This window comes from Nocardia sp. NPDC003482 (genome assembly GCF_053588115.1).
On record NZ_JBSFPI010000012.1, the window covers coordinates 181,866 to 202,533 of the forward strand.

Genomic DNA, 20,668 nt, shown 5'->3' on the forward strand with positions numbered 1-20,668 from the left:
ACGATCACGGGCCGCCGGACAAGCCCAGCCTCTTATGGTGTCGACTCGTCCGTGACTGAGAATATTCCTTCGCTTCCGAGTGGCGCTCCCCACACTCCTCCGATGTCGCCGCCCACAGTCGGGAGTACGGTCCCGAGGCCGTGAGCAGTTCGGTGTGCGGGCCGATTTCGGCGATCCGGCCGTGTTCGACGACGGCGATCCGATCGGCCCGCGCGGCCGTCGCCAATCGATGCGCGACGATGACCGACGTGCGGTTACGGGTCAGCGATCGGCTCGCCGCCAACACCTTCTCCTCGCTGTCCGGGTCGAGCACCGCGGTGGCCTCGTCCAGCAGCAACAGGTCCGGATCGACGAGTTCGGCGCGGGCCAGCGCGATGAGCTGCCGCTGGCCCGCCGACAGGCCGCGCCCGCCCTCGCCGACGGGCTGGCCCATGCCCTGCGGGAGCGCGGTGATCATCTCCAGCGCGCCGACCGTCTCAGCGGCCCGCTCGATCTCCGCGGGTGTGGCGGACGGTTTGCCGAACGAGATGTTGCTCGCCACGTCGCCGGTGAACAGGTGAGCCTCCTGCGGGACGACGCCGAGCCGGGCGCGGTAGTCGGCGAGACGGTAGCGGCGGATGTCGGTGCCGTCCACGCCGATCGGACCACCGCCGGTGTCGGGCGGCAGGTCGTAGAGCCGGGCGAGGAGCTTCACAATGGTGGACTTACCCGCTCCCGTCGGACCTACCAGGGCCAGACTCGTTCCGGCCGGAATCGTCAGCGAAACGCCTTGCAGCGCGGGATTCCTCGCTTCCGGATAGCGGAAGTCGACCGCGTCGAAGGCCACGTCCCCGCGCAGCCGTCCCGGGATCGCGACGGCGTCGGGCGGATCGGCGGCGATCGAGGACGGGGTGCGCAGCAGCGCCTCGATCCGGCGCAGCCCCACCCGGGCCTGCTGATACCCGTCGAAGACCTGGGAGAGCTGCATGATCGGACCGAACAACAGGCCGAGGTACAGCACGAAGGCCACCAGCGTGCCCGGGGTGACGGAACCATGGGCAACATCGCGGGCCCCGACATAGACCACCGCGGCCTGCGCGAGATCACCCCACGCGATGACCGCCGCGAAGTACAGCGCGATCGCCCGCTGCGCGCGCATCCGGCTGCGGCGGTAGTCGTCGGAGTAACCGGTGAAGCGCCGCGCGGCATCGGCCTCGTGCCGGTACGCCTGGGTGGCGCGCAGGCCCGCGACGTTCTCCTGGAAGTCGGCGTTGACCACGGCGACGCGTTCGCGGGCGGCCGAATACGCCGAGGCCGAGATCTTGCGGAACACCAGCGTGGCCGCGATCAGCGGGGGCAGGGTCGCGAAGACCACCATCGCGAGTCCGGCATCGATGAGCAGCAGCGCGCCCGCGATGCCCAGCGCGGTGACCAGACTGATCAACGCAGTGCTCAGCCCGGTTTGCAGGAACGTCGACAGCGCGTCGATATCGGTGGTCATCCGGGTCATGATCCGGCCGGACAGTTCCCGCTCGTAGTAGTCGAGGCCGAGCCGTTGCAGATGCGCGTAGCTGCGCACCCGCAGGCCGTACAGCAGTCGTTCGCCGCCGCGCGCGGACAGCAGCGTGTTCGCGGTCTCGTCGGCCCAGCCGAGCGCGACCAGGATCAGGCCGCCGATCGCGGCCGCCGCCAACGCCTTTCCGCTGTGGGCGGCCACGCCGTCGTCGAGCGCGTAGCGGGTCAGCGCGGGGAAGGCCACGCCGATGACGCCGTCGACGGCCAGCAGCGTCACCACCGCGGCGAGCAGCCAGCGCACCGGGCGGAGCAGGCCGCGCAGCCGGAAATTCGGTTCGGGGCGTTCGAATTCGGCGGTGTCGAGGCCGGGTTGTTCGGTCGCCGCGGGCAGCCGCGCGAGGGGGCCGCGCAATTCGGCGGGGATGTCGGTCTCGGGCGGTTCGGGCGCGGCGTCCCGGCCGCGCCACGGGTCCCCGGTGCCCGCGGGTTCGGGCGGGTCGAGCCGGATCACCCGGTCGGCGTGGGCGAGGGTGGATTCGCGGTGGGCGAGGATGAGCGTCGTGCGGTCGGGGCGGCTGGGCAGGGCGTCGAAGATGGCGGCCTCGGTGACCGCGTCCACGGCGGAGGTGGCGTCGTCGAGGACCAGCACGCGCGGATCGGCGAGCAGGGCGCGGGCCAGGGCCAGGCGCTGACGTTGCCCGCCGGACAGGGTGAGCCCGCGTTCGCCGACGACGGTGTCGTAGCCGTCGGGCAACTCGTCGATGAACTCGTCGGCCGCGGCCTGTTTGGCGGCGCGGCGGATCTCGGCGGCGCTGGCGTCGGGACGGCCGAGGGCGATATTGGCGGCGATGGTGTCGGAGAACAGGAACGGGTCGTCGAACACCACGCCGACGGCCGCGCGCAGCTCGCTCGCCCGCACCGCGCCGATATCGACCTCGGAGTCGTTGCCGCGCAAGGAGATTCGGCCCGAATCGGGTGCGAACAGGCGCGGCAGCAGCACCGCCAGGGTGGACTTGCCGGAGCCGGCCGGACCGATGATCGCGACCGTCTCGCCGGGCCGCACGCTCAGGTCGAAATCGCGCAGCACCGGCCGGTCCGGATCGAATCCGAAGGTGACACCGCACATTTCGATGCCCAGCGGTCCGTCGGGCACGGGCCGCGGATCGGCCGGGTCGGCGGTGTCGGGCGAGTCGTCGATGACCTGGTAGACCCGTTCGGCGGCGGCGCGGGTGAGCTGGGCCATGACGATCACGTTCGAGACGATGCGCGTGCTCGAGGCCAGCATGGTGACGTAGGCGGCGAAGGCGAGGAAGGTGCCCACCCCGATCTCGCCGTGCAGGGCCAGCGTGCCGCCCAGCGCGATCACCGCCACCAGGCCGATCTGCGGGACGGCCGCGACCAGCGGCTGGAAGCGGGATTCGATGCGGGCCGCGCGCATCCGCTCGGCGTAGAGGCGGCGGCCGTGCCCCTCGAGCAGCCCGACCATCCGGGCCTCCTGCCCGAAGCCCTTCACCACCCGGACCCCGGTGACGGTCTCCTCGACGTGTTGGGCGAGGTCGGCGGCCCGCTGCTGCGCCGACCAGGTGGCGGCGTGGAACCTCGGCCGCGCGCGCCGGATGACCCAGCCCAGCACCGGCATGGTCGCCAGCGCGACGACCGCCAGCAGCGGGGACAGCACCAACATGACCGCGGCGGCCATGACGAAGATCAGGACCGAGGCCGCCGACAGCGGGACCATCGCCAGCAGGCCCTGCACGAGTTGCAGATCGCTGATCGACCGCGACACCACCTGTCCGGTGCGCAGCCGATTCTGGCCCGGCCCGTCGTAGCGGTGCAGCGCGGTCAGCAGGTTCACCCGCAGCCCGTGCTGCACGTCGAGGGCCAGCCGCCCGGCCAGCCAGCGCCGCCCGTAGGACGTCGTGAAGCGAATCAGCGCCAGCGCCACCAGAATCCACGCGACCACGGCGATCCCGCGCACATCCCCCACCCGGGCCTCGTCGAGCGCGCGCTTGGCCGCCACCGGCACCGCCACCTCGGCCCCCGCGCCGCAGACGATGCTGACCACGACCCCGGCCGTCACCCAGGGATGCTCCAGACAGGCAGCCCACAACCGCCGCACCCAGCCGCGCGTTTCCACTCGATCGACGGTACTCACCGCCGCCGACAGGAGGCGGACGGTCCGATGCCCGGGCGGCGCACCACCCGGGCATCGGGATACGGGAACTACGGGGTCGAGTAGCCGATCAGAGCGCCGATGCCCGCGCCGATCGGGACGGTGACCAGCGCGCCGACACCGCCGAGGAAGAAGCCGATGACCGCGCCGATCCCCGCGCCGATGAGCGCGCCCACGCCCGCGTTGTACTGCTTGCGGGCGATGGTGTCCTGGGCCTCGTCGACGGCCTGGGCGACCTCGGTCCCGGCGGTCTGCGTGGTGAGGGTCAGCGTGCGGCCCTCGTCGGCGATGGTCGGGGTCAGGGCCACCGTGTTCGCGGCGGTCCGCAGCCCGAGCGGAATCGACGCGACGACCTCGCCGGAGGCGCCGGTGAGCGTGATCGAGGCGGCGTCGGGCGCGAGCGCGAAGCGGCCGCTGTCGACGGTGGTGACGACCCCCCGATGGTCCGTGGTCGGCGCGGTGACGAAGCCGATGCCGTGATCGGTCGCGTGCACCGCGATCTCGGTGCCGCTGGCGGGTGCCGGTTGGGCATTGACGGCGCCGGCGGTGATTCCGGTGGCGCCGATGGCGAGCAGGGCAATGGCGGCGAACTTGGTGGTTCTCATCGGTTTCCCTACATTCGTTCGGCTGAACCGCCGGACCACATTCCGCAAAGACCGTGCCCCGGCGAATCTTTCGGCTGACCACCGAATCCGGTGATCGGGAGGTAATATTACCGGTTCGACGCGTATCGCGTGGGGGTCCGAGACCAGTTGGTCCGAGGGCGACGGCGGTGTGGCAGAACGGGTTTGGCGCGCCCGCGCCACGATCAGACGTCGCGCTGCCGCACCGCCCACCATGCCCACGCGCCCGCGGCCGCCGTCCACACGAGCAGCACCACCGCGGCGGCGGGGCTCGGGGCGAACAGCCGGTTGGTGGTGAACGAGCCGACCGCGACCGTGGCGATGGTGGCCGAACCCGGGAACACGACGGCCAGGCCGTGCGAGTCGGCGCCGTGCGCGACGAGCCACACCAGGGGTTCGATGATCACCAGCCAGCCCAGCGCGGCGCCGAGCGCCGCGACGGTCCCGCGCAGCAGCAGGCCCAGGCTCGCGCCGATCACGCCCCAGCACACCGCGACGAGCAGGCCGCCGCCGAACACGGCCACCAGCCGCAGCCCGAATTCGATCTTGTCGCGGCCCGCCACCACCAGCGCGAGCACCGCGCCCACCTCGGCGGCGGCGGCCAGCAGCAGCGAATACGCCGCGGTGACAGCCATTTTCGCGCCGAACAGCAGATCGCGATCCGGGGTGAACAGCGCGGTCATCGAAATGGCGTCGTAGCGGTACTCCCCGGCGGCCGCGACGGCCCCGCTCACCAGCGCCGCGAGGGCCGCCACCGCGATCCCGACGTACAGGCCCAGGCTGGCCGTGCCGGTCGCCGGATTCTGATTCGCTTGCGGCCCATGGCCGATGGTGACACTCACGATCGTGGCCAGCAGTCCGACCAGACCGCACAGCGGCAGCAGCCCCCAGGCCCACCGCAGGGTGGTGAGCTTGCGGGCCTCGGCGGTCGCGGCCCGGCTCACGTCCGGAGGCAGGGTGCGGATCATCGGGACGCTCCGTACGGGATCTGGGGGACCGGGGCCGCGCTGTCGGTGAGGGTGGCGAGGACGCGATCGGGGTGGACCGGTTCGGGCACGAGGTCGGTCAAATGCACCTTGGCGGCGCGGGCGGCGTCCTCGATCTCGGTGCGCGATGCCTCCGCGACCGCGAGCCTGCCGTCGGCGCGCATCACCGCGTCGGTGAAGCCCCGCGCCGCCAGCACGGTCGCCAGCGCGATCGGGCTGGACGCGCCGACGATCAGCCGATCCGGATGACCGCGCCGCAGCCGCCGGGGACTGCCCTCGAACACCACCGTGCCCGCGCCGAGCACGACCAGCTGATCGGCCACCGGCAGCGCCGCGGCCAGGCTCTGCGCGGTGAACAGGGTGGTGCCGCCGCGGCGGGCGTGCCCGCGCAGCAGCTCGAACAGCCAATCCCGTTCGGCCCCATCGAGTCCCGCGAGCGGATCGTCCAGCAGCAACAGCGGCGGATCGTCGAGCAGCGCGACGGCCAGCGCGAGGCGGCTCGCCAGCCCCGGCGACAGGGCGCCCACCCGCAGGTCGGCGACCGGCTCCAGTCCGGTGAACGCCAGCACCGCGGCCGCCCGCTCGTCGCTCACGCCCGCCGCGGCGGCCCAGACCCGCGACTCGCCGCGCACGGTGCGGCCCGGATGCAGGCCGCGCGGTTGCAGCACGACCCCGACCGAGCGCTTGCCGGGCCGCGCCCTGGATCCGGGGCCGCCGACCGCCGCCGTCCCGGAATCGGGGGCGAGCAGTCCCGCGAGCACGCGGATCAGGGTGGTCTTACCGGAACCGGGCGGGCCGACGAGCGCGGTGGTGGTGCCCGCGGGCACCGTGAAGCTCACGTCCCGCAGCGCGGGCACCTCGCCGAACCGCTTGTGCAGCCCGGTGATCGCGAAGGCGAGCGATCGCGGCGCGCTCACCGCGGCTCGTTCCCGGGCGAATCGTCCAGTGCCGGAAGCGGATCCGCGTCGATCACCATCGGTCCCCGCCAGCCGCGCGGCGGCGGCCCGAAGGCGTTGTGCGCGTTGCCGATCACGGTGCGGCCGATGGCGCGGTTGCCGAAACCGCCGATGGCCGCGCCGATTCCGGCCGGGATGACCTTGCCGACCATCAACGCGCCGCGCTTGGCCAGGAACTGCATCACGAACCGCTTCACCAGCGTGTCGTTCATCCCGCTGATGCCGGGAATCCTGGTGGCCAGCAACGTGCCCCAGTTCTTGGCGGAATGCCCGACGCTCTTCTCGACGATCTCCATACCGCTCTCGCCGAGCACGACCGCCAGCACCAGGGCCCGTCGTCGCTCGCTGTCCTCGGGCGCGATGCCGTGCACCGCGGCGACGGCCAGGGTGAACACCGCCGACGCCTCCAGGAAGAACGCCGTCTCCGCGCTCATGGCCGCCAGCGAGGTGATCGTGCCGACGCCCGGGATCGCGGCCGTCGCGCCCACGGCTGTACCGCTGCCGGTGACCGCGGTGAGGTACTGCCGCTCGAGCCGTTCGACGATCTGGGCCGGGCTCTCGTCGGGGTGGGCGCGTCGTAGCCGCTCGACGTACTTCGCGACCGCGGGCGCCTGCACCTGCGCTCCGTTGTCCAGCAGCGACACCACGGCCTTCTCCAGGCCGGATCTGAACATCGCCAACAACCCCTCTCGTTCGCTCAGCTGAGACTCTAACGAACGGACTCCGCGCGCCGGTTCCGTCGCGACGACCTACCGTGGAGGACGTGAGTGGCGTGTCCGAGGGCGCGAAGGGTGTGCCGCATCCGCGACTGCGGCCGTTCCTGCGCGGATACGACGGCTATCTGCTGCGCGGCTTCCCGCCGGGCCGCCACATCGGCATGCCGAGCACCACGCTGACGGTCATCGTGACCATCGACGAGCCCCTCGACCTGCCCGTCGCCGGACATCCCGCCCAGCCCGGCGGCCGGTGGGACACCCTGGCCAGCGGGCTGACCGTGCGGCCCAGCGTGATCGCGCACCGCGGCTTCCAGCACGGCATCCAACTGGCCCTCACGCCGCTGGGTTCACGGGCCCTGCTCGGCGTGCCGGTGGCCGCGCTCGGCGCGTGGGTGATCGATCTGACCGATCTGCTCGGCCGCGACGCCGTCGAACTGCGCGAGCGGATCTCGGCCACGGACGTGTGGGCCGAGCGGTTCGCCGTCCTCGACGAGATCCTGTTGCGGCGGGTCGGCGAGGTGGCCATCGATCCCGCCCTGGATCGGGCCTGGCGGCTGCTGACCGACCGCTCCGCCGTCCCGCGCGTCGCCGACGTCGCCACCGAGATCGGTTGGAGCCGAAGGCATCTCGGCCATCGCTTCGCCGCCGAATTCGGCATCACGCCCAAGGACGCGGCCCGGCTGGCCCGCTTCGAGGCGTCGCACCGGATGCTGCGGTCGCCCGGCACGACCATCGCCCGCGTGGCCGCCGCGACCGGCTACTACGACCAGGCCCACATGGCCCGCGAGTGGCGGGAACTGGCCGGGGTGCCGCCGTCGCGGTGGCTGGCCGACGAACAGTTCCCATTCGTCCAAGACGACGCCCCCGCCCCCGCGCGAGGCTCGTACCCATGAGCGAGACAACCACTTCCAAGACCGTGATCTGGCCGACGTTCGTCTACCGCGACGCCGACAAGGCGATCGCCTTCCTGATCGAGGCGTTCGGCTTCGTCCAGCGCGCCCGCTACGACAACGGCGACATCGTCGAACACGCCGAACTCGGCTGGCCGGGCGGCGGCGGCATCATGCTCGGCTCGGTGCGCGAGGGGATGGCGCTGTGCGATCAGCCGCCCGGCGTCGGCTCGGCCTACGTCGTGGTCGACAACCCCGACGAACTGTACGAGCGCGCCAAGGCTGCCGGGGCCACCATCACCCGCGAACTGCGCGACGAGGACTACGGCTCCCGCGGTTTCACCTGCCGCGATCCGGAGGGCGTCTACTGGAGCTTCGGCACCTACGCGGGCACCCAGTGATCGGCGGGCACCCGCTCCGCCGGTAGCGGCGGCGGGGGCGGGGTTCCGTCGCCGAAGGGCTTGCCGCCCAACGCCTCTCGGCCGTGCGGGGTGAGCCAGCCGGACAGGTCCGGGCCCTTCGGCACGATCCGGGTCGGGTTGATGTCGGTGTGCACGATGTAGTAGTGCTGCTTGATCTGGGTGAAGTCGGTGGTGTCGCCGAATCCCGGGGTCTGGAACAGATCCCGGGCGTAGGCCCACAGCACCGGCATCTCGGCGAGTTTGGCGCGATTGCACTTGAAATGCCCGTGGTAGACCGCGTCGAAGCGGGCCAGCGTGGTGAACAGCCGCACATCGGCCTCGGTGATGGTGTCGCCCACCAGATATCGGCGATCGGCCAGCCGCTCGGACAGCCAGTCCAGCGCGGCGAACAGCCGGTCGTAGGCGGCCTCGTAGGCGGCCTGGTCCCCGGCGAAGCCGCAGCGGTACACGCCGTTGTTGACCTCGGTGTAGACCCGCTTGTTCACCTCGTCGATCTCCGCGCGCAGCGGTTCGGGGTACAGCTGGGGCGCGCCCTCGCGATGGAATTCGGTCCACTCCGTGGCGAAGTCGAGGGTGATCTGCGCGAAGTCGTTGGTGGCCACGGCCCCGGTCGGCACGTCCACGATCGCGGGCACCGTGATGCCGCGCGGATAGTCGGGGACGCGCTTGAAGTACGCGTCCTGGAGGAAGTGGATCCCGAGCACGGGATCGACCTCACCCGGATCGAGATCGAAGGTCCAGCTGCGCTTGTCGTGGGTGGGTCCGCACAGACCCAGCGAGATCACCTGTTCGAGGCCGAGCAGCCGCCGCACGATCAGCGTGCGATTGGCCCACGGGCACGCGCGCGCGGCGATCAGCCGATAGCGGCCCGGCTCGACCGGATAGCCGTCGCGGCCGTCGGCGGTGATGCGGGTGGTGATGTAGTTCGTGTCCCGTTTGTACTCGCCGGGCTCGACGTAGCTGCCGTTGTTGGACGACGAGGTAGTCACCCGGCCAGTCTTCCACGCTTTCGCCGGGATCGATGACTGGATAGATTCGGCGGATGAGCGATTCGAGCACCCCGGCCGGAACCCAGCTGACCCGCGTCGAGACCGACAAGGGCGCCGAACTGGCCGTCCTGACCATCGACAACCCGCCGCTGAACCTGTTCGACAAGGCGCTGATGGAGTCGATCGCCGCCGATATCGCCGATCTGGCCGCCGCCCCGCCGCGCGCGGTGCTGCTGCGCGCCGCGGGCAAGGTCGTCTCCGGCGGCGTCGACGTGCACGTCTTCGACGGGCTGTCCGTCGAACAGGGCGCCGAGCTGTGGCGCGACCTGTTCGAGCGGATCATCCATCCGCTCGAATCCCTGCCCTGCCCGGTGGTCTTCGCCGCGCACGGGCTGACCCTCACCGCGGCCTTCGAGATCGCGCTGGCCTGCGACATCATCCTGGCCGCGCCCAAGGCGAGGTTCGGCCTGGTGGAGACCGTGGTCGGGCTGACCCCGTCGATGGGCGGGCCGCAGCGGCTCGCCGAGCGCGCGGGCTCGGGCCGCGCCCGCGAACTGGTGATGACCGGCGACCTCTACGACGCGACCACCCTGGCCGACTGGGGCGTGGTCAACGCCGTCCACGACGATGTCGACACCGCCGCCCGCGCGCTGGCCGCGCGCCTGGCCGACGGCCCCACCAAGGCGCACGCGGCGACCAAGGCCATCGTGGACGCGTGGCGTTCCGGCGGTGTGGCACACGCGGATTCGGTGGTTCCGGAGGTGTCGGGCGAGCTGTTCGCCACCGCGGATCTGCAGGGTGCGGTCCGCAGCTTCCTCGAGGTCGGTCCGGGCAAGGCGAGCTACACCGGGCGGTGACGCGCCGGACACGTTCGTCGCCTATTCGCCCGCGCTTGTGATGTGCATCATATAGTCACAGGTGCGCGCATCGAGGCACTCGGAGGAACGCATGGCGCAGTCACTGGTGGAGTACCCGCAGCGAGTCTGCCGGCCAACGGATTTCGCGCCGCTGGCCCGCGGGGCCGACGGGGTGTTGCGGTACGGCAATCTGAATCCGGCCCTCACCGAGCTGCTCGACGTGCAGGTCCACGCGTTCTCCGGCCGCGAGGCGGTGGTCGAGATCGGCGGTCCACGACTGACCTATCGACAGCTGTGGCACTCCGCCTCGCGCATCGCGGGCGGCTTGCAGGAGCACGGCATCGGCTACGGCGACCGGGTCGCGGTGCGGCTGCCGGTCGGGGTGCGCTGGGTGCAGGCGTTCCTGGGCGCGCTGCTGTCGGGCGCGGTGCCGGTGCTGGTGCAGGACGGGCTGCCCGCGGCGGTCGCCGAGCGCGTCCTCGCCGACAGCGACGCCGATTTCGTGCTCGCCGACGACTTCCCGGACGGGGCCGCCTACATCGACGACGGGGCGGCCCTGAACGAACTGGCGCTGCTGTGCTACACCAGTGGCGCTGTCGCGCAGGATGATTCGATCACGCCCAAGGGCGTCGAGCTGACCAACGAGAATCTGCTCTCGGCGATCCGCTCGGTCGTGGGCGCGCTCGACCTGCCGACCGACGGCATGCGCAATCTGGTGCTGCTGCCCTTGGCGCACGCCAGCGGCTGCGTCGATCAGCTCCTGCCCACGTTCGCGGTCGGCGGCACGGTGGTGCTGGTGCCCGAGCCGGCACTGATCGCGGAAACCATTGTGGCCGAACGCATCGACATGGTCTCGGCCACGCCGCGCATCTTCGCCGGGCTGCTGCCGGAACTGGCCGGGCTGCGCGCGGAGGGCGTGCGCCAGGTGTGCAGCGCGGGCCATCGCACCGAGGTCGCCGCCACCGGGCCGGGCACCTGCGAGGTCGTCTCGGCGGCCCTGCGCGAGGTGTTCCCGCTGGCCCGGCAGTGGTCGGTGTGGGGCGCCACCGAGACCAGCGGGATCGGCCTGGCGCTGGCCGACGGCGGCGAGACCCACGCGGCCGATCTGCTCGGATTCCCCTTCGGCGGAACCGAATTGGCCCTGTGGGGCCCGCGCGCGAGCGCCGGTCGAGGCGAATTGCTCTGCCGCGGACCGAATGTCGCCCCCCGCTACTGGAACGACCCGCAGACCACCGAATCCCGCTTCACCGGCAGCTGGTTCCACACCGGCAACCAGGTCGAGATCGACGCCGAGGGCCTGGTCCACCGGGCCGAATGAGCCGGTGCCGCAGGCGTTTCCGCGGGCGACTCACTGCTGTAGCCGTTCCCGCAGGCGGCTCACTCCGGTAGCCGTTCCCGCAAGCGCTCACTCCAGTAGCCGTTCCCGCAGCCGTTCCCGCAAGGGATCGCTCAGCCCGATCGCGTCCAGGTAACCGTCCAGGTCGCCGTAGATCCGCTGCATCGACGCGGTGCCCGCCGCGAGGTACTCGGGGTCGACGCCGAGCACGTCCAGCGGCAGTTCCACCCGGCCGCCGGAGTTGATCTCGACATCGCGTCGCAGGTGCTCGACCGCACCGTTGCTGAGCAGGAAGTCCTCCAGGATCTCGGTCTCGGTGACGCCGACCGCGCGCAGCAGGGTGGCGATGGCCCAACCGGTGCGATCCTTGCCCGCCGCGCAGTGCACCAGCACCGCGCCGTCCCCGCGCACCAGCGATTCGGCGATGGTCACCAGCGCGACCCCGGCCTCGGCCATGGCCGGGAAGGACGCGTACACCTGCATCATCTCCGAGCGGCCGTCCTGGTAGACCACCTCGTGCGGCGGCTTCTCCCCGATCTTGGTGTCGAACGGGCTGAGCTCCAGCCGCACCCGCGGCGGCAGCACGTCGTGGCCGAGATGCTCGATCTCGCGCGGGCCGCGCAGATCGTGCACGGTCGCCACGCCGAGTTCGCGCAGGGTGGCCTGCCCGTCCTCGTCGAGCCGGCACAGATGCGCCGACCGCAGCAGCACGCCGCTGCGGACCTTCGCGCCGCCGGCCGTGCGCAGGCCGCCGACGTCGCGGTAGTTGAACGTGCCGGAGATGAGCAGATGATCGGGTCGTGCGCTGGTCATCAATCAAGGCTAGGGCGGGGGCGGTAGCGCGGGGGTGTCGTTTGCCGATCGAACGGACGAATCCGCGGTGGCGTGTGGGATCGGCCACAGCTGGGGGATTCAACCCCCCGGACACCGTAAAGTTTGCTGGTCGGACGAAACGAGGGCGCACGCGTCCCCGCAGCGTTCGTTCGGTCGCGAGGCGGTACCGGAGCGGTAACAAAACAATCTTCCGGTTTGAAAATCCGATTTAAACTGATCGCGATCCTTGAAAAAGCTCTAATATTGATCAAGTTGGACGGGTCGACCGGGGCGATCCCGGTGCGATCGAAGCAGACCGCAAACCCGTTGAGCGAGCCGCGCCAGGCGAGGTGCGCGCGTTCTTTCGCCCGAGGGAGTCGTTGTGAGCGCAAGTAGAGAGATGATGGTGATCCGACCGCGTCCGGCGGTCGCGCAGGCCGTCGAACAGGCGGCGGCCGCACTGGACTACACCGGCACCCGCGCGCTGCGGGTGCTGTTACATGCCGGGGTGAGCGCGATGTGGCCGAGCATCAAGGCCGCGCCGGACAAGCATCTGCGCTCCTACGAGTCCGCGATCGCCGCGCTGCGCCGGCGCTGGGGCAGCCGCGGCGAGTGCGCGGCCGATTCGGTCGCGGCGGAGATGTTCCGCGATCTCGACGCCGAGGCCGCCGCCTTCCTGCAACTGTGCGCCGAGCGCTCGCGCACCGAATGGCTCGAACCGGTCGAGGCCGTGGCCGCGTACTCGGTAGCCGTCCTCCAGGGCACCGTCCTGCGCTGGCTGGCCGACTGCGACGACGAGACCACGCTGGTCGTCATCGACGATCTGGTGTCGAGCCTGTCCACCAAGGCCGCCGACCTCTGAGGTCATCTGGACGCCTGACCAGTTTCATGGTTCAGTGGAACCCGTGACAGACGTGTCGCCGATTCCCGGCCTGCACGCGGCCACGGCCGAGCTGGATCCGCCGCTGGCCGCCCTCGATCTCACCGCCCTGCGCGCGAACGCGGCCGATCTCGTGCGCCGCGCCCGCGGGGTGCCGATCCGGGTCGCCAGCAAGTCGGTGCGCTGCCGGGCGGTGCTCGAGGAGGTGTTGGGCGGGGGCCTCACCGCCGCCGGGGGCTTCGCGGGGATCATGTCCTACGCGCTGCCCGAGGCGATCTGGCTCGCGCGCCGGGGCGCGGGCGACATCCTGCTGGGCTATCCGACCGCGCATCGGGCCGCGCTCGCCGAACTCGGCGGTGACGAGACGTTGCGCGCCGCCATCACACTCATGATCGACGATGTCGCGCAGCTGGATCTCATCGACGCCGTGCTCGCCCGGCGCCGCGCCCGGCCGCGGGTGTGCCTGGACGTCGACGCGTCGCTGCGGATCGGGCCGCTGCACCTGGGCGTGCGCCGCTCGCCGATCCGCACCCCCGAGCAGGCCGCCGAGCTCGCGCGCACCGCGCGGGCGCGCGGCTACGACGTCGTCGGCGTCATGACCTACGAGGCGCAGATCGCCGGGCTGCCCGATACCAATCCCATTGTGCGCCTGGTGAAACGGGCCTCGGCCCTCGAGATCGCGGAGCGGCGGCGGCAGGTCCTCGACGCGGTGCGGTCGGTGGTCGGCGAGCTCCGGATCGTCAACAGCGGCGGCAGCGGTTCGATCGAGGTGAGCGTGGCCAGTCCGGAGGTCACCGAGGTGACCGCGGGTTCGGGCCTCTACGTGCCCACCCTGTTCGACGGCTACCGCGGTTTCACCCCGCGCCCCGCGCTGTTCTTCGCGCTGCCGGTGCTGCGCCGCCCGGCTCGCGGCATCGCCACGGTCTTCTCCGGCGGCTACATCGCCTCCGGCCCCGCAGGGAAATCCCGCGTGCCGAAACCGGTGTGGCCCAGCGGTTTACGGCTCATCGGCACCGAGGGCGCGGGCGAGGTGCAGACCCCGCTGACCGGCGCGCGGGAACTCACCGTGGGCGACCGGGTCTGGTTCCGCCACGCCAAGGCCGGCGAACTGTGCGAACGCTTCGACGAACTCCACCTCGTCGATGCCGACGGCACCCGCGTCGCCGTCCCCACCTACCGCGGCGAGGGACGCGACTTCGGCTGACCCGCGGGCAGCGCGGCGCGTCGCCGCGTGGCGAACCACGCGCCCGTCACCAGCAGCGCCGCGCCCGCGGCCTGGAGCGGAGCGATGGTCTCCCCGAGCAGCGCCCACGCGCACGCGAGACCGAACACCGGCACCAGGAACATCGCCGAGGCGGCCGTCGCGGCCCCGACCGCGCGCACCGCGCGGTAGTAGAGCGAATACGCCAGCGCGGTGGGAAGGACGCCCGAATAGACTGTGCTCCACCAGAACTCGGCACTCAGATCCGACCAGGCGACCGTCTCCAGGGCGGGCGCGGCGAGCAGACCCAGCGCCACCGTGCCGACCGCGGTCGCGTACGCGGTGACCGCCGGGGCGGGCAGCCGCGCCAGCACGGGCGCGCCGAAGAACGTGTAACCCGCCCAGCACACCGCCGCCGCCACGAACACCGCGTCCCCCAGCAGCCGATGCGGCCCCGACCCCGCGATGCCCGCGAAGAACAGCGCGCCCCCGGCCGCGGCCCCGATCAGACCGGCGATCCGCTTGCGCGCCAGGCGTTCCCGCCCCAGCAGCGCCGACACCACGACCACGACGAGCGGCGCGGTCATCGGCACGATGACGCTGCCGTCGGCGGCCGGGGCGAGCGAGAGCGCGAGGAAGAACAGGGCGTTGTACCCGAACACACCGAGCAGCCCGAGCCCCCCGGCGCGCGCCGCGTCGGCCGGGGCCAGCCGGGGCGGGCCGAGCGCGAGCAGAACCAGCGTGCCGATCCCGAACCGCAGGAATCCGGCGACCTCGTGGGGCGCCGCGGCCACGGCCAGTTTCGAGGAGGCGAAGGCGCTGCCCCACAACGCCATCACCGTGACCAGGAGGAGAGTGATTCGCACCCGGCGATCGTCCGCGCCCGGACGGCGCGGGGTCTTGAACGCTGGTGCGACAATGGCGCTGTGCGCGACCGGGAATGGGTGGCCTACCGGCGACTGCCGGACAGTCCGGTGGAGGCCCTGCACGCCCACTTCGACGATCATGTCTACGCCCTGCACAGCCACGAGGCGTATTCGTTCGGCTACACCGAATTCGGCGCGCAGGCGTTCGGCTGCCGGGGCGGCTCGCACACCAGCGCGGCGGGCATGCTCATGGCGTTCAATCCGGACGATCCGCACGACGGACGCAGCGGACACGAGCAGGGCTTCACCTATCGGATCGTGCACATCGGCCCGGACCTGGTGGCGCGGTTGCTGACCGAACGCGCCGGACGGCCCGCGGGGCTGCCGCTGTTCCCGGATCCCGTGCTGCGCGACCCGCGCCTGGTGCGCGCGTTGGAACGGCTCTGTCGCAGCGTCGAGGGCCCGGCCACGGCGCTGGCCCGGGACGAGGCGGTCGCGGCGACCGTGGACAGCGGCGCCCGGCACGCGCCGCGCCCGGCGGCCGGACCGCGCGACGGGGCCGCGGCCGAATTGGCCCGGCACGCCCGGTGTCTGCTGCGCGACCGCTACGGCGACGATCTGTCCGGCGCCGAACTCGCGGCCGCGGTCGGCTGCGACCGGTTCACGCTCGCGCGGGCCTTCCGGGCGCGATACGGCATGCCGCCCAGCGTCTTCCAGCGCCAGGAGCGGTTGCGGGCCGCGCGCCGCCTGCTCGCGAACGGTCGGCCGATCGCCGCTGCGGCGGTGGAGGCGGGGTTCGCCGATCAGGCCCATCTGACCCGCTGGTTCCGCCGCTGCTACGGCATCACCCCGGGCATGTTCCGCGCGGCGTGATCAGGGATTGGACAGTTCCAGGAACGCGGCCAGATCGGCCAGCTCCGAGGGGGTTTCGGGTAGGTACTCGGTGAGCAGGGCGGAGTGCACGATCACCGCGGACCACATGGCGCGCGAGACCGCGGTGGTCAGCCAGTGGCGGGACAGCAGCGCGCCGATGCCGTGGGGCGCGTCGGCGGGGGTGGAGGTGGCGGTGGAGACCAGCACCACCGCGGCCTCGCGGCCCTGGAACCGTTCGGTCGTGCCGACCACGACGTCCTCGATCCGGGCCCGCGACAACAGGGTTCGGATCCGCGCCACCTGCGCGTGATAGGGCGCGACCACGAGGATGTCGTGCGGATGCAGCCTGCGGGTCACCGCGCCCTGCCGCCACGGCAGGCCCAGCAGCGCGCGCACTTGGCGCACGATCTCGCGGGCCTCCTCCACCGATTCGGTGCCGTTGCCGCGGTGCCGCACCGGCACCATCCGCACGCCGGGCGGGATATCGGCCAATTCCCGTGCGAGGGTGACGGTTTCGTTGGAGCGCAGCCGGTCGCCGTAGCGCAGCCGGGACACCGGGGCGCACAGCTGCGGGTGCATCCGCCAGGTGCGGTCCAGGAAGTAGCCGAATTCCGGTGGCAGCGTGGGGGATTCGCCGACCAGGCGGCCCAGTGCCGATTCGGCGACCGGTTCCGGGTGGGTGCCGTGCGTCGGCAGCGGCGCGGGATCGCCGAGCAGCAGCAGATTGCGCGCACTGCCCGCCACCGCGACCGCGTCCGCGAGCGGGAAATGCCCCGCGTCGGGCAGCACCAGCAGATCCAGTACGCCGGGGGCGATGCGCTCGGGATCAGCGAAATCCCCAGGCAGGCCGCCGATCACGCAGCCGTTCACGGCATTGTCGAGGAACCGGGGGTAGCGGGCCGGATCGATCGCCAGCCACTCCGGCGCGACCTCCTGGGGATCGGATTTGGCCACCAGCTCCGGCAGCACCCCCGCCCGCACCACCGCGTCGAGCACCTCCTCGACGGCCGAATGTGATTGCGCCACCACGCCTATCCGCCACTTGTGCCGGGTCACGAGCCGTTCGACGACCCGCGCGCCGGTATCGGTCTTCCCGGTGCCGGGCGGTCCCTGCACGGCCACGCAGGAGTCGTCGAGATCGAGCACCGCGGCCGTGACCGCGGCCGCGTGATCACCGAACACCTCCGGCAGCTCCCCACCCGACAGCAGCCGGGGCGGGCGGCGGCACAGCAGATCGAACGCGGCCGTCAGCGGCGCCTCCGGCAGCGTGACCAGCAGCTGATTGGCCGTGGCGGTCAACGCCGCCGCGATATTCTCGTCCCCACCGGGCGGCCGCGGCACGATCGCGATCGGCAACTCGTCATAGGGCGCGCACCCCTCCGGCAGCAGCTCCTCAACGCGCACGATGTCATCGGAGTTGTCGTCGCGCGCACACCCGAGCACGGTCGCCGCCGCCACAGCCCGCCGCCCCGGCGCCGCCGACATGCCCGGCATTGCCGAGGAGTCCGGCATCGCCGAGGAACCCGGCGCTGCCGAACAACCCGGCATCGCTGACGAGCCCGAGATCACCGACGTACCCGGCATCACCGACATGCCCGGCACCGGACGGTCGTACAGCGTGAGCACCGGCGTGCCGGGCGGCGGCGTGCTGCCGGTGCCCAGCCGCCCGGTGAGTTTCAGATAGCGGCGCATCGGGCGCTGCCCGGTGCTGTGCCATTTGGTGTCCACGCTGCCCCAGTCCGCCACGAGAACCCCTGGGCCGTCGGCCCATTCGGCGATGGGGCGGTGCAGGCGGTCGGTGTGGGCCCAGTGCAGTGGGCGGCGTTCGCGGCGGTGGTAGGCCAGCACGGCGGCGGTGAGGGCGGCGATCTCCTGGCCGGGGGTGCGGGGTTCGTCTGTGCCGTAGGCGAATTCGCGCAGGGCGGACTCGACCGCCGACGGTGTCTCGGGCACGGTGTCGCGCGGGGCGGGGCGGGGGCGCACGTCGTGCTCGTCGGCCAGCGCGCGCAGCCGATCGCGCACCAGCAGGGTGAGCGCGGTCGCGGATTCGATGGGATCGCAGTCGGATTCGGGCACCCGGTCGAGCAGGGTCGCCAGATCCGTGAGCCGATACGACGGCTCGCCCACCAGCAGCGCCGCCCGCACGATCGGATACAGGTCCAGCAACGCGCCCAGCAGATCGTCCACGATGCCCTCGTCGACGCCGCAGCGGGCGCACAGGTCGGCCAGCACCTCCCGCGCGGCCGAACGGTAATGGTAGATCCGCAGATCCGGATGGCGTTCCTGCCGATCGGCCAGGAACTCCAGCAGCGCGGCCGGATCATGGGCGATGTCGAAGGCGTGGAACAGGATCGCGGGCGGTTCGCCCTCGTCGCTGGTGCGGGTGGGCGCGACGCCGACCCCGGCCACCGTGGCCGGCGTACCCGCCAGGGTGAGGAAGACGTCGCCCGGGGTGGTCGGCGGCAGCGCGGCCAGCGCGGTCGCGTCGGTGACCACGCACACCGGCTCTCCGGTGCGCTCGCGGCGCAGTTGCGCCTCGGCCTGGCGGCGCAGCGTCACGAAGGTCTGGGTGGCGACGCCGCGCACCGCCGTCTCGGTCCGTGCCAGCCGGTCCACGGTGGTGATGCCCGCGGCGTGCAACTGGGCGCGCACCGCCGGGCGCATGCCGGCCACCAGTAGCAGGTCCCGGCCCGTCACCAATTCGGCGGTGCAGGTGGCGCATTCGCCGCACGCCAGATAGCGGGGATCGCCCCACTGCACGGGCAGCAGCTCGTCCTGTTTGGCCTCGAGGATGGCCGCCACCCGGCGGCGGCGCGCCCGCACGACCGTCATGGCGGCGGACAGCTCGTGCGCCCGTTCGCCGCCCGCGCTTCGCACGAGGACGCGAGGATGAACCCCGAAACCGTTGCGCTGCAAGGCTTCCGCGCAGGCGGCGGCGCGGATCAGTCCGACGATCGGGGCGTCGCCGGTGGCGTCGTAGAGCTGATAGGTCGTCTCCGGCGGCGCGACCGGATCGTCGGTCGCGGCGGGCGGCGCCAGCGCGCCCGGGGCCCAGCCGTCCGGGCCGGGGGTCGACCGGTCGAGGGCGTCGCCGTCGATGACCTGTTCGTAGGCCGCCTCGTCGAGCGGGAACAGCCAGCGCTGATCCTCCGGCACCGGGGTCTGTTCGGGACGTTCGCGCGGTGCGGCGCGCGAGGGCGGCGCGGCGGCCTCCTCGACCGGCTCCGGGGTCGCGGGCGGCATGGGCGGCGCGGGGGTGCGCACCAGCGCGCTGCCGTGCGCGACGAGGGCGCCGTCGAAGAACACCGGCCCGAGGATCACCTCCGCCCCGGCCGACAGGGCGGCGATGGTTCGATCGTGGGCGCGGGTCAGCGCCGCGACCGTCTCGGCGGGCGAACCGAATTCGACCGGACCGATGCGGACGGGCTCGTGCCCGAACCGTTCTCGCAGGTCGTCGCCGAATCCCTCGGGCGGGGACGCGAAATCCAGGCCGCACCCCGCGCGGCCGCCGAGGCCGAGTTCGGCATCGAGCGCGCGCAGCAGCGCGAACTCGCAGCGCGCCGCCTCCACCAGGTCGCCGGTGCTGCACACGACACGATCACCGAACAGAATCAATCGCGGCCCTCCTGAGTTTCGGACACCCGCACCAGACCGCACATCCTCGTGTGTCAGCCGCGCTCAGCGTAATCATTCGAGGTGGCGGGGCGTGGCGTGAGGGGGGCGTGTCGCGCCTGCGACCGAACGGAAGGAAAATCACGGTCATGCAGACCGGTCAACCCAGCCGCACCGCGATGGCGGCCGCCCGCCATCGAGCCGACCATCAGGAACTGGAGGGCGGCAGCATCTTTCGCGACCCCCTCGCCCGCGCCGTGCTGACCGGGGTCGAGCCCCGCGGCGACCACCTCGCGCACGCGGGGCGGCAGCGCATGCGCGGATTCATCGTGCTGCGCGCCCGATTCGCCGAGGACGCGCTCGCCGACGCGGTGGCGAACGGAACGGACCAGGCGGTCGTCCTGGGCGCGGGACTGGACACCTTCGCCTACCGCAACCCCTATTCGAATCTCCGGGTATTCGAGGTCGACCATCCCGCCACCCAGGAGTGGAAGCGGGAGCGGTTGGCGGCGGCCGGAATCGCGATCCCGGAGTCGGTCGCCTACGTGCCCGTCGATTTCGAACGGGACGATCTGGGCGCGAGCCTGCGCGCGGCGGGATTGGCCGCAGACCGCCCCGCGTTCGTGATCTGGCTGGGCGTCACGGTGTACCTGACCCGCGCCGCCCTCGCCGAAACCCTGCGCGCGCTGGGCGAACTCGCCCCGGGCAGCGAACTCGTCTTCGACTACGGCACCCCCATTCCGCCCCCGGCCACCCCGGAGGAGCGGACCGCGCACGAGGATCGGGAACGCCGACTGGCCGCGGCGGGCGAGCGGTGGATCACCTTCCTCACTCCGGCCGAGGCGGCGGAGTTGTTGCGCGACAACGGCTTCCATGTCCTCGAGGACAACCCGGTCGGCGCCCTGACCCCGCGCTACATCGACGGCGCGCCCACGGTGGCGGCCGGTCCGCGGCTGGTGCGGGCCCGCGTCGGCGGCTGAT

The 20,668-nt window shown here is 72.1% G+C and carries 17 protein-coding genes; 8 read left to right on the plus strand and 9 right to left on the minus strand.

The window, feature by feature from the left end; genetic code table 11:
* Positions 1-4 precede the first annotated feature (4 nt).
* The 5 genes from ACWDSJ_RS20700 to ACWDSJ_RS20720 all read right to left on the minus strand — a co-directional run bounded on the left by ACWDSJ_RS20700 (position 5) and on the right by ACWDSJ_RS20720 (position 6,906).
* The gene (locus tag ACWDSJ_RS20700; protein WP_450033626.1) at positions 5-3,631 is read right to left on the minus strand and encodes an ABC transporter ATP-binding protein; all 3,627 of its coding nucleotides are present in this window, start codon (positions 3,629-3,631) and stop codon (positions 5-7) included.
* 86 nt (positions 3,632-3,717) lie between these two features.
* Positions 3,718-4,272 carry a hypothetical protein gene (locus tag ACWDSJ_RS20705; protein WP_450033627.1) on the minus strand — a complete coding sequence of 185 codons (555 nt, stop codon included), beginning with the start codon at positions 4,270-4,272 and terminating at the stop codon, positions 3,718-3,720.
* Between the two features lie 203 nt (positions 4,273-4,475).
* On the minus strand, positions 4,476-5,258 hold the full coding sequence (locus ACWDSJ_RS20710; RefSeq protein ID WP_450033628.1) for an ABC transporter permease: 783 nt from the start codon (positions 5,256-5,258) through the stop codon (positions 4,476-4,478).
* A complete protein-coding gene (locus ACWDSJ_RS20715) occupies positions 5,255-6,193 on the minus strand; it encodes an ATP-binding cassette domain-containing protein (protein WP_450033629.1) in 939 nt (312 codons plus the stop codon). The genes ACWDSJ_RS20710 and ACWDSJ_RS20715 overlap by 4 nt, the downstream gene beginning before the upstream one ends.
* On the minus strand, positions 6,190-6,906 hold the full coding sequence (locus ACWDSJ_RS20720) for a hypothetical protein (RefSeq protein WP_387363786.1): 717 nt from the start codon (positions 6,904-6,906) through the stop codon (positions 6,190-6,192). Before ACWDSJ_RS20720 ends, ACWDSJ_RS20715 begins: the two co-directional genes overlap by 4 nt.
* 89 nt (positions 6,907-6,995) lie before the next feature.
* Here ACWDSJ_RS20720 and ACWDSJ_RS20725 point away from each other — a divergent pair, with 89 nt between their 5' ends.
* A complete protein-coding gene (locus ACWDSJ_RS20725; protein WP_450033630.1) occupies positions 6,996-7,841 on the plus strand; it encodes a helix-turn-helix domain-containing protein in 846 nt (281 codons plus the stop codon).
* Positions 7,838-8,239, plus strand: a complete 402-nt coding sequence (locus ACWDSJ_RS20730) for a VOC family protein (protein ID WP_450033631.1) — start codon at positions 7,838-7,840, stop codon at positions 8,237-8,239. The genes ACWDSJ_RS20725 and ACWDSJ_RS20730 overlap by 4 nt, the downstream gene beginning before the upstream one ends.
* Here ACWDSJ_RS20730 and ACWDSJ_RS20735 read toward each other — a convergent pair.
* Positions 8,221-9,249, minus strand: a complete 1,029-nt coding sequence (locus ACWDSJ_RS20735; protein WP_450033632.1) for a glutathione S-transferase family protein — start codon at positions 9,247-9,249, stop codon at positions 8,221-8,223. The two genes, ACWDSJ_RS20730 and ACWDSJ_RS20735, sit on opposite strands and share 19 nt — an antisense overlap.
* Positions 9,250-9,302: 53 nt before the next feature.
* On the opposite strand from ACWDSJ_RS20735, the gene ACWDSJ_RS20740 reads away from it, so the two are divergent.
* Together ACWDSJ_RS20740 and ACWDSJ_RS20745 are read left to right on the plus strand one after the other, a co-directional pair.
* The gene (locus tag ACWDSJ_RS20740; protein WP_450033633.1) at positions 9,303-10,106 is read left to right on the plus strand and encodes an enoyl-CoA hydratase/isomerase family protein; all 804 of its coding nucleotides are present in this window, start codon (positions 9,303-9,305) and stop codon (positions 10,104-10,106) included.
* A 91-nt stretch (positions 10,107-10,197) separates the two neighbouring features.
* Positions 10,198-11,424, plus strand: a complete 1,227-nt coding sequence (locus ACWDSJ_RS20745; RefSeq protein WP_450033634.1) for a class I adenylate-forming enzyme family protein — start codon at positions 10,198-10,200, stop codon at positions 11,422-11,424.
* Positions 11,425-11,511: 87 nt separating this feature from the next.
* Here the strand turns inward: ACWDSJ_RS20745 and ACWDSJ_RS20750 are convergent, their stop codons facing one another.
* A complete protein-coding gene (locus ACWDSJ_RS20750; protein WP_387363802.1) occupies positions 11,512-12,255 on the minus strand; it encodes a tyrosine-protein phosphatase in 744 nt (247 codons plus the stop codon).
* Positions 12,256-12,637: 382 nt separating this feature from the next.
* Between ACWDSJ_RS20750 and ACWDSJ_RS20755 the strand changes: the two genes are divergently transcribed.
* The gene (locus ACWDSJ_RS20755; RefSeq protein WP_387363805.1) at positions 12,638-13,117 is read left to right on the plus strand and encodes a TetR family transcriptional regulator; all 480 of its coding nucleotides are present in this window, start codon (positions 12,638-12,640) and stop codon (positions 13,115-13,117) included.
* Positions 13,118-13,169: 52 nt separating this feature from the next.
* The gene (locus ACWDSJ_RS20760) at positions 13,170-14,339 is read left to right on the plus strand and encodes an amino acid deaminase/aldolase (RefSeq protein ID WP_450033678.1); all 1,170 of its coding nucleotides are present in this window, start codon (positions 13,170-13,172) and stop codon (positions 14,337-14,339) included.
* Here ACWDSJ_RS20760 and ACWDSJ_RS20765 read toward each other — a convergent pair.
* The gene (locus tag ACWDSJ_RS20765; RefSeq protein WP_450033635.1) at positions 14,309-15,202 is read right to left on the minus strand and encodes a DMT family transporter; all 894 of its coding nucleotides are present in this window, start codon (positions 15,200-15,202) and stop codon (positions 14,309-14,311) included. The genes ACWDSJ_RS20760 and ACWDSJ_RS20765 overlap by 31 nt on opposite strands.
* 60 nt (positions 15,203-15,262) lie before the next feature.
* On the opposite strand from ACWDSJ_RS20765, the gene ACWDSJ_RS20770 reads away from it, so the two are divergent.
* Positions 15,263-16,075: an AraC family transcriptional regulator gene (locus ACWDSJ_RS20770; protein ID WP_450033636.1), complete on the plus strand. Its 813-nt coding sequence runs from the start codon at positions 15,263-15,265 to the stop codon at positions 16,073-16,075.
* On the opposite strand, the gene ACWDSJ_RS20775 is transcribed toward ACWDSJ_RS20770, so the two are convergent.
* A complete protein-coding gene (locus ACWDSJ_RS20775; RefSeq protein ID WP_450033637.1) occupies positions 16,076-19,690 on the minus strand; it encodes an AAA domain-containing protein in 3,615 nt (1,204 codons plus the stop codon).
* Between the two features lie 146 nt (positions 19,691-19,836).
* Between ACWDSJ_RS20775 and ACWDSJ_RS20780 the strand changes: the two genes are divergently transcribed.
* Entirely contained in the window at positions 19,837-20,667 is an 831-nt protein-coding gene (locus ACWDSJ_RS20780; RefSeq protein ID WP_450033638.1) for a class I SAM-dependent methyltransferase, read from the plus strand.
* Position 20,668: the final 1 nt, after the last annotated feature.

Bases quoted from the DNA above. Each gene is read 5' to 3' on its own strand.
- ACWDSJ_RS20705 (WP_450033627.1), bottom strand. From the start codon at position 4,272: ATGAGAACCACCAAGTTCGCCGCCATTGCCCTGCTCGCCATCGGCGCC.
- ACWDSJ_RS20710 (WP_450033628.1), bottom strand. From the start codon at position 5,258: ATGATCCGCACCCTGCCTCCGGACGTGAGCCGGGCCGCGACCGCCGAG.
- ACWDSJ_RS20720 (WP_387363786.1), bottom strand. From the start codon at position 6,906: ATGTTCAGATCCGGCCTGGAGAAGGCCGTGGTGTCGCTGCTGGACAAC.
- ACWDSJ_RS20730 (WP_450033631.1), top strand. From the start codon at position 7,838: ATGAGCGAGACAACCACTTCCAAGACCGTGATCTGGCCGACGTTCGTC.
- ACWDSJ_RS20740 (WP_450033633.1), top strand. From the start codon at position 9,303: ATGAGCGATTCGAGCACCCCGGCCGGAACCCAGCTGACCCGCGTCGAG.
- ACWDSJ_RS20745 (WP_450033634.1), top strand. From the start codon at position 10,198: ATGGCGCAGTCACTGGTGGAGTACCCGCAGCGAGTCTGCCGGCCAACG.
- ACWDSJ_RS20750 (WP_387363802.1), bottom strand. From the start codon at position 12,255: ATGACCAGCGCACGACCCGATCATCTGCTCATCTCCGGCACGTTCAAC.
- ACWDSJ_RS20780 (WP_450033638.1), top strand. From the start codon at position 19,837: ATGCAGACCGGTCAACCCAGCCGCACCGCGATGGCGGCCGCCCGCCAT.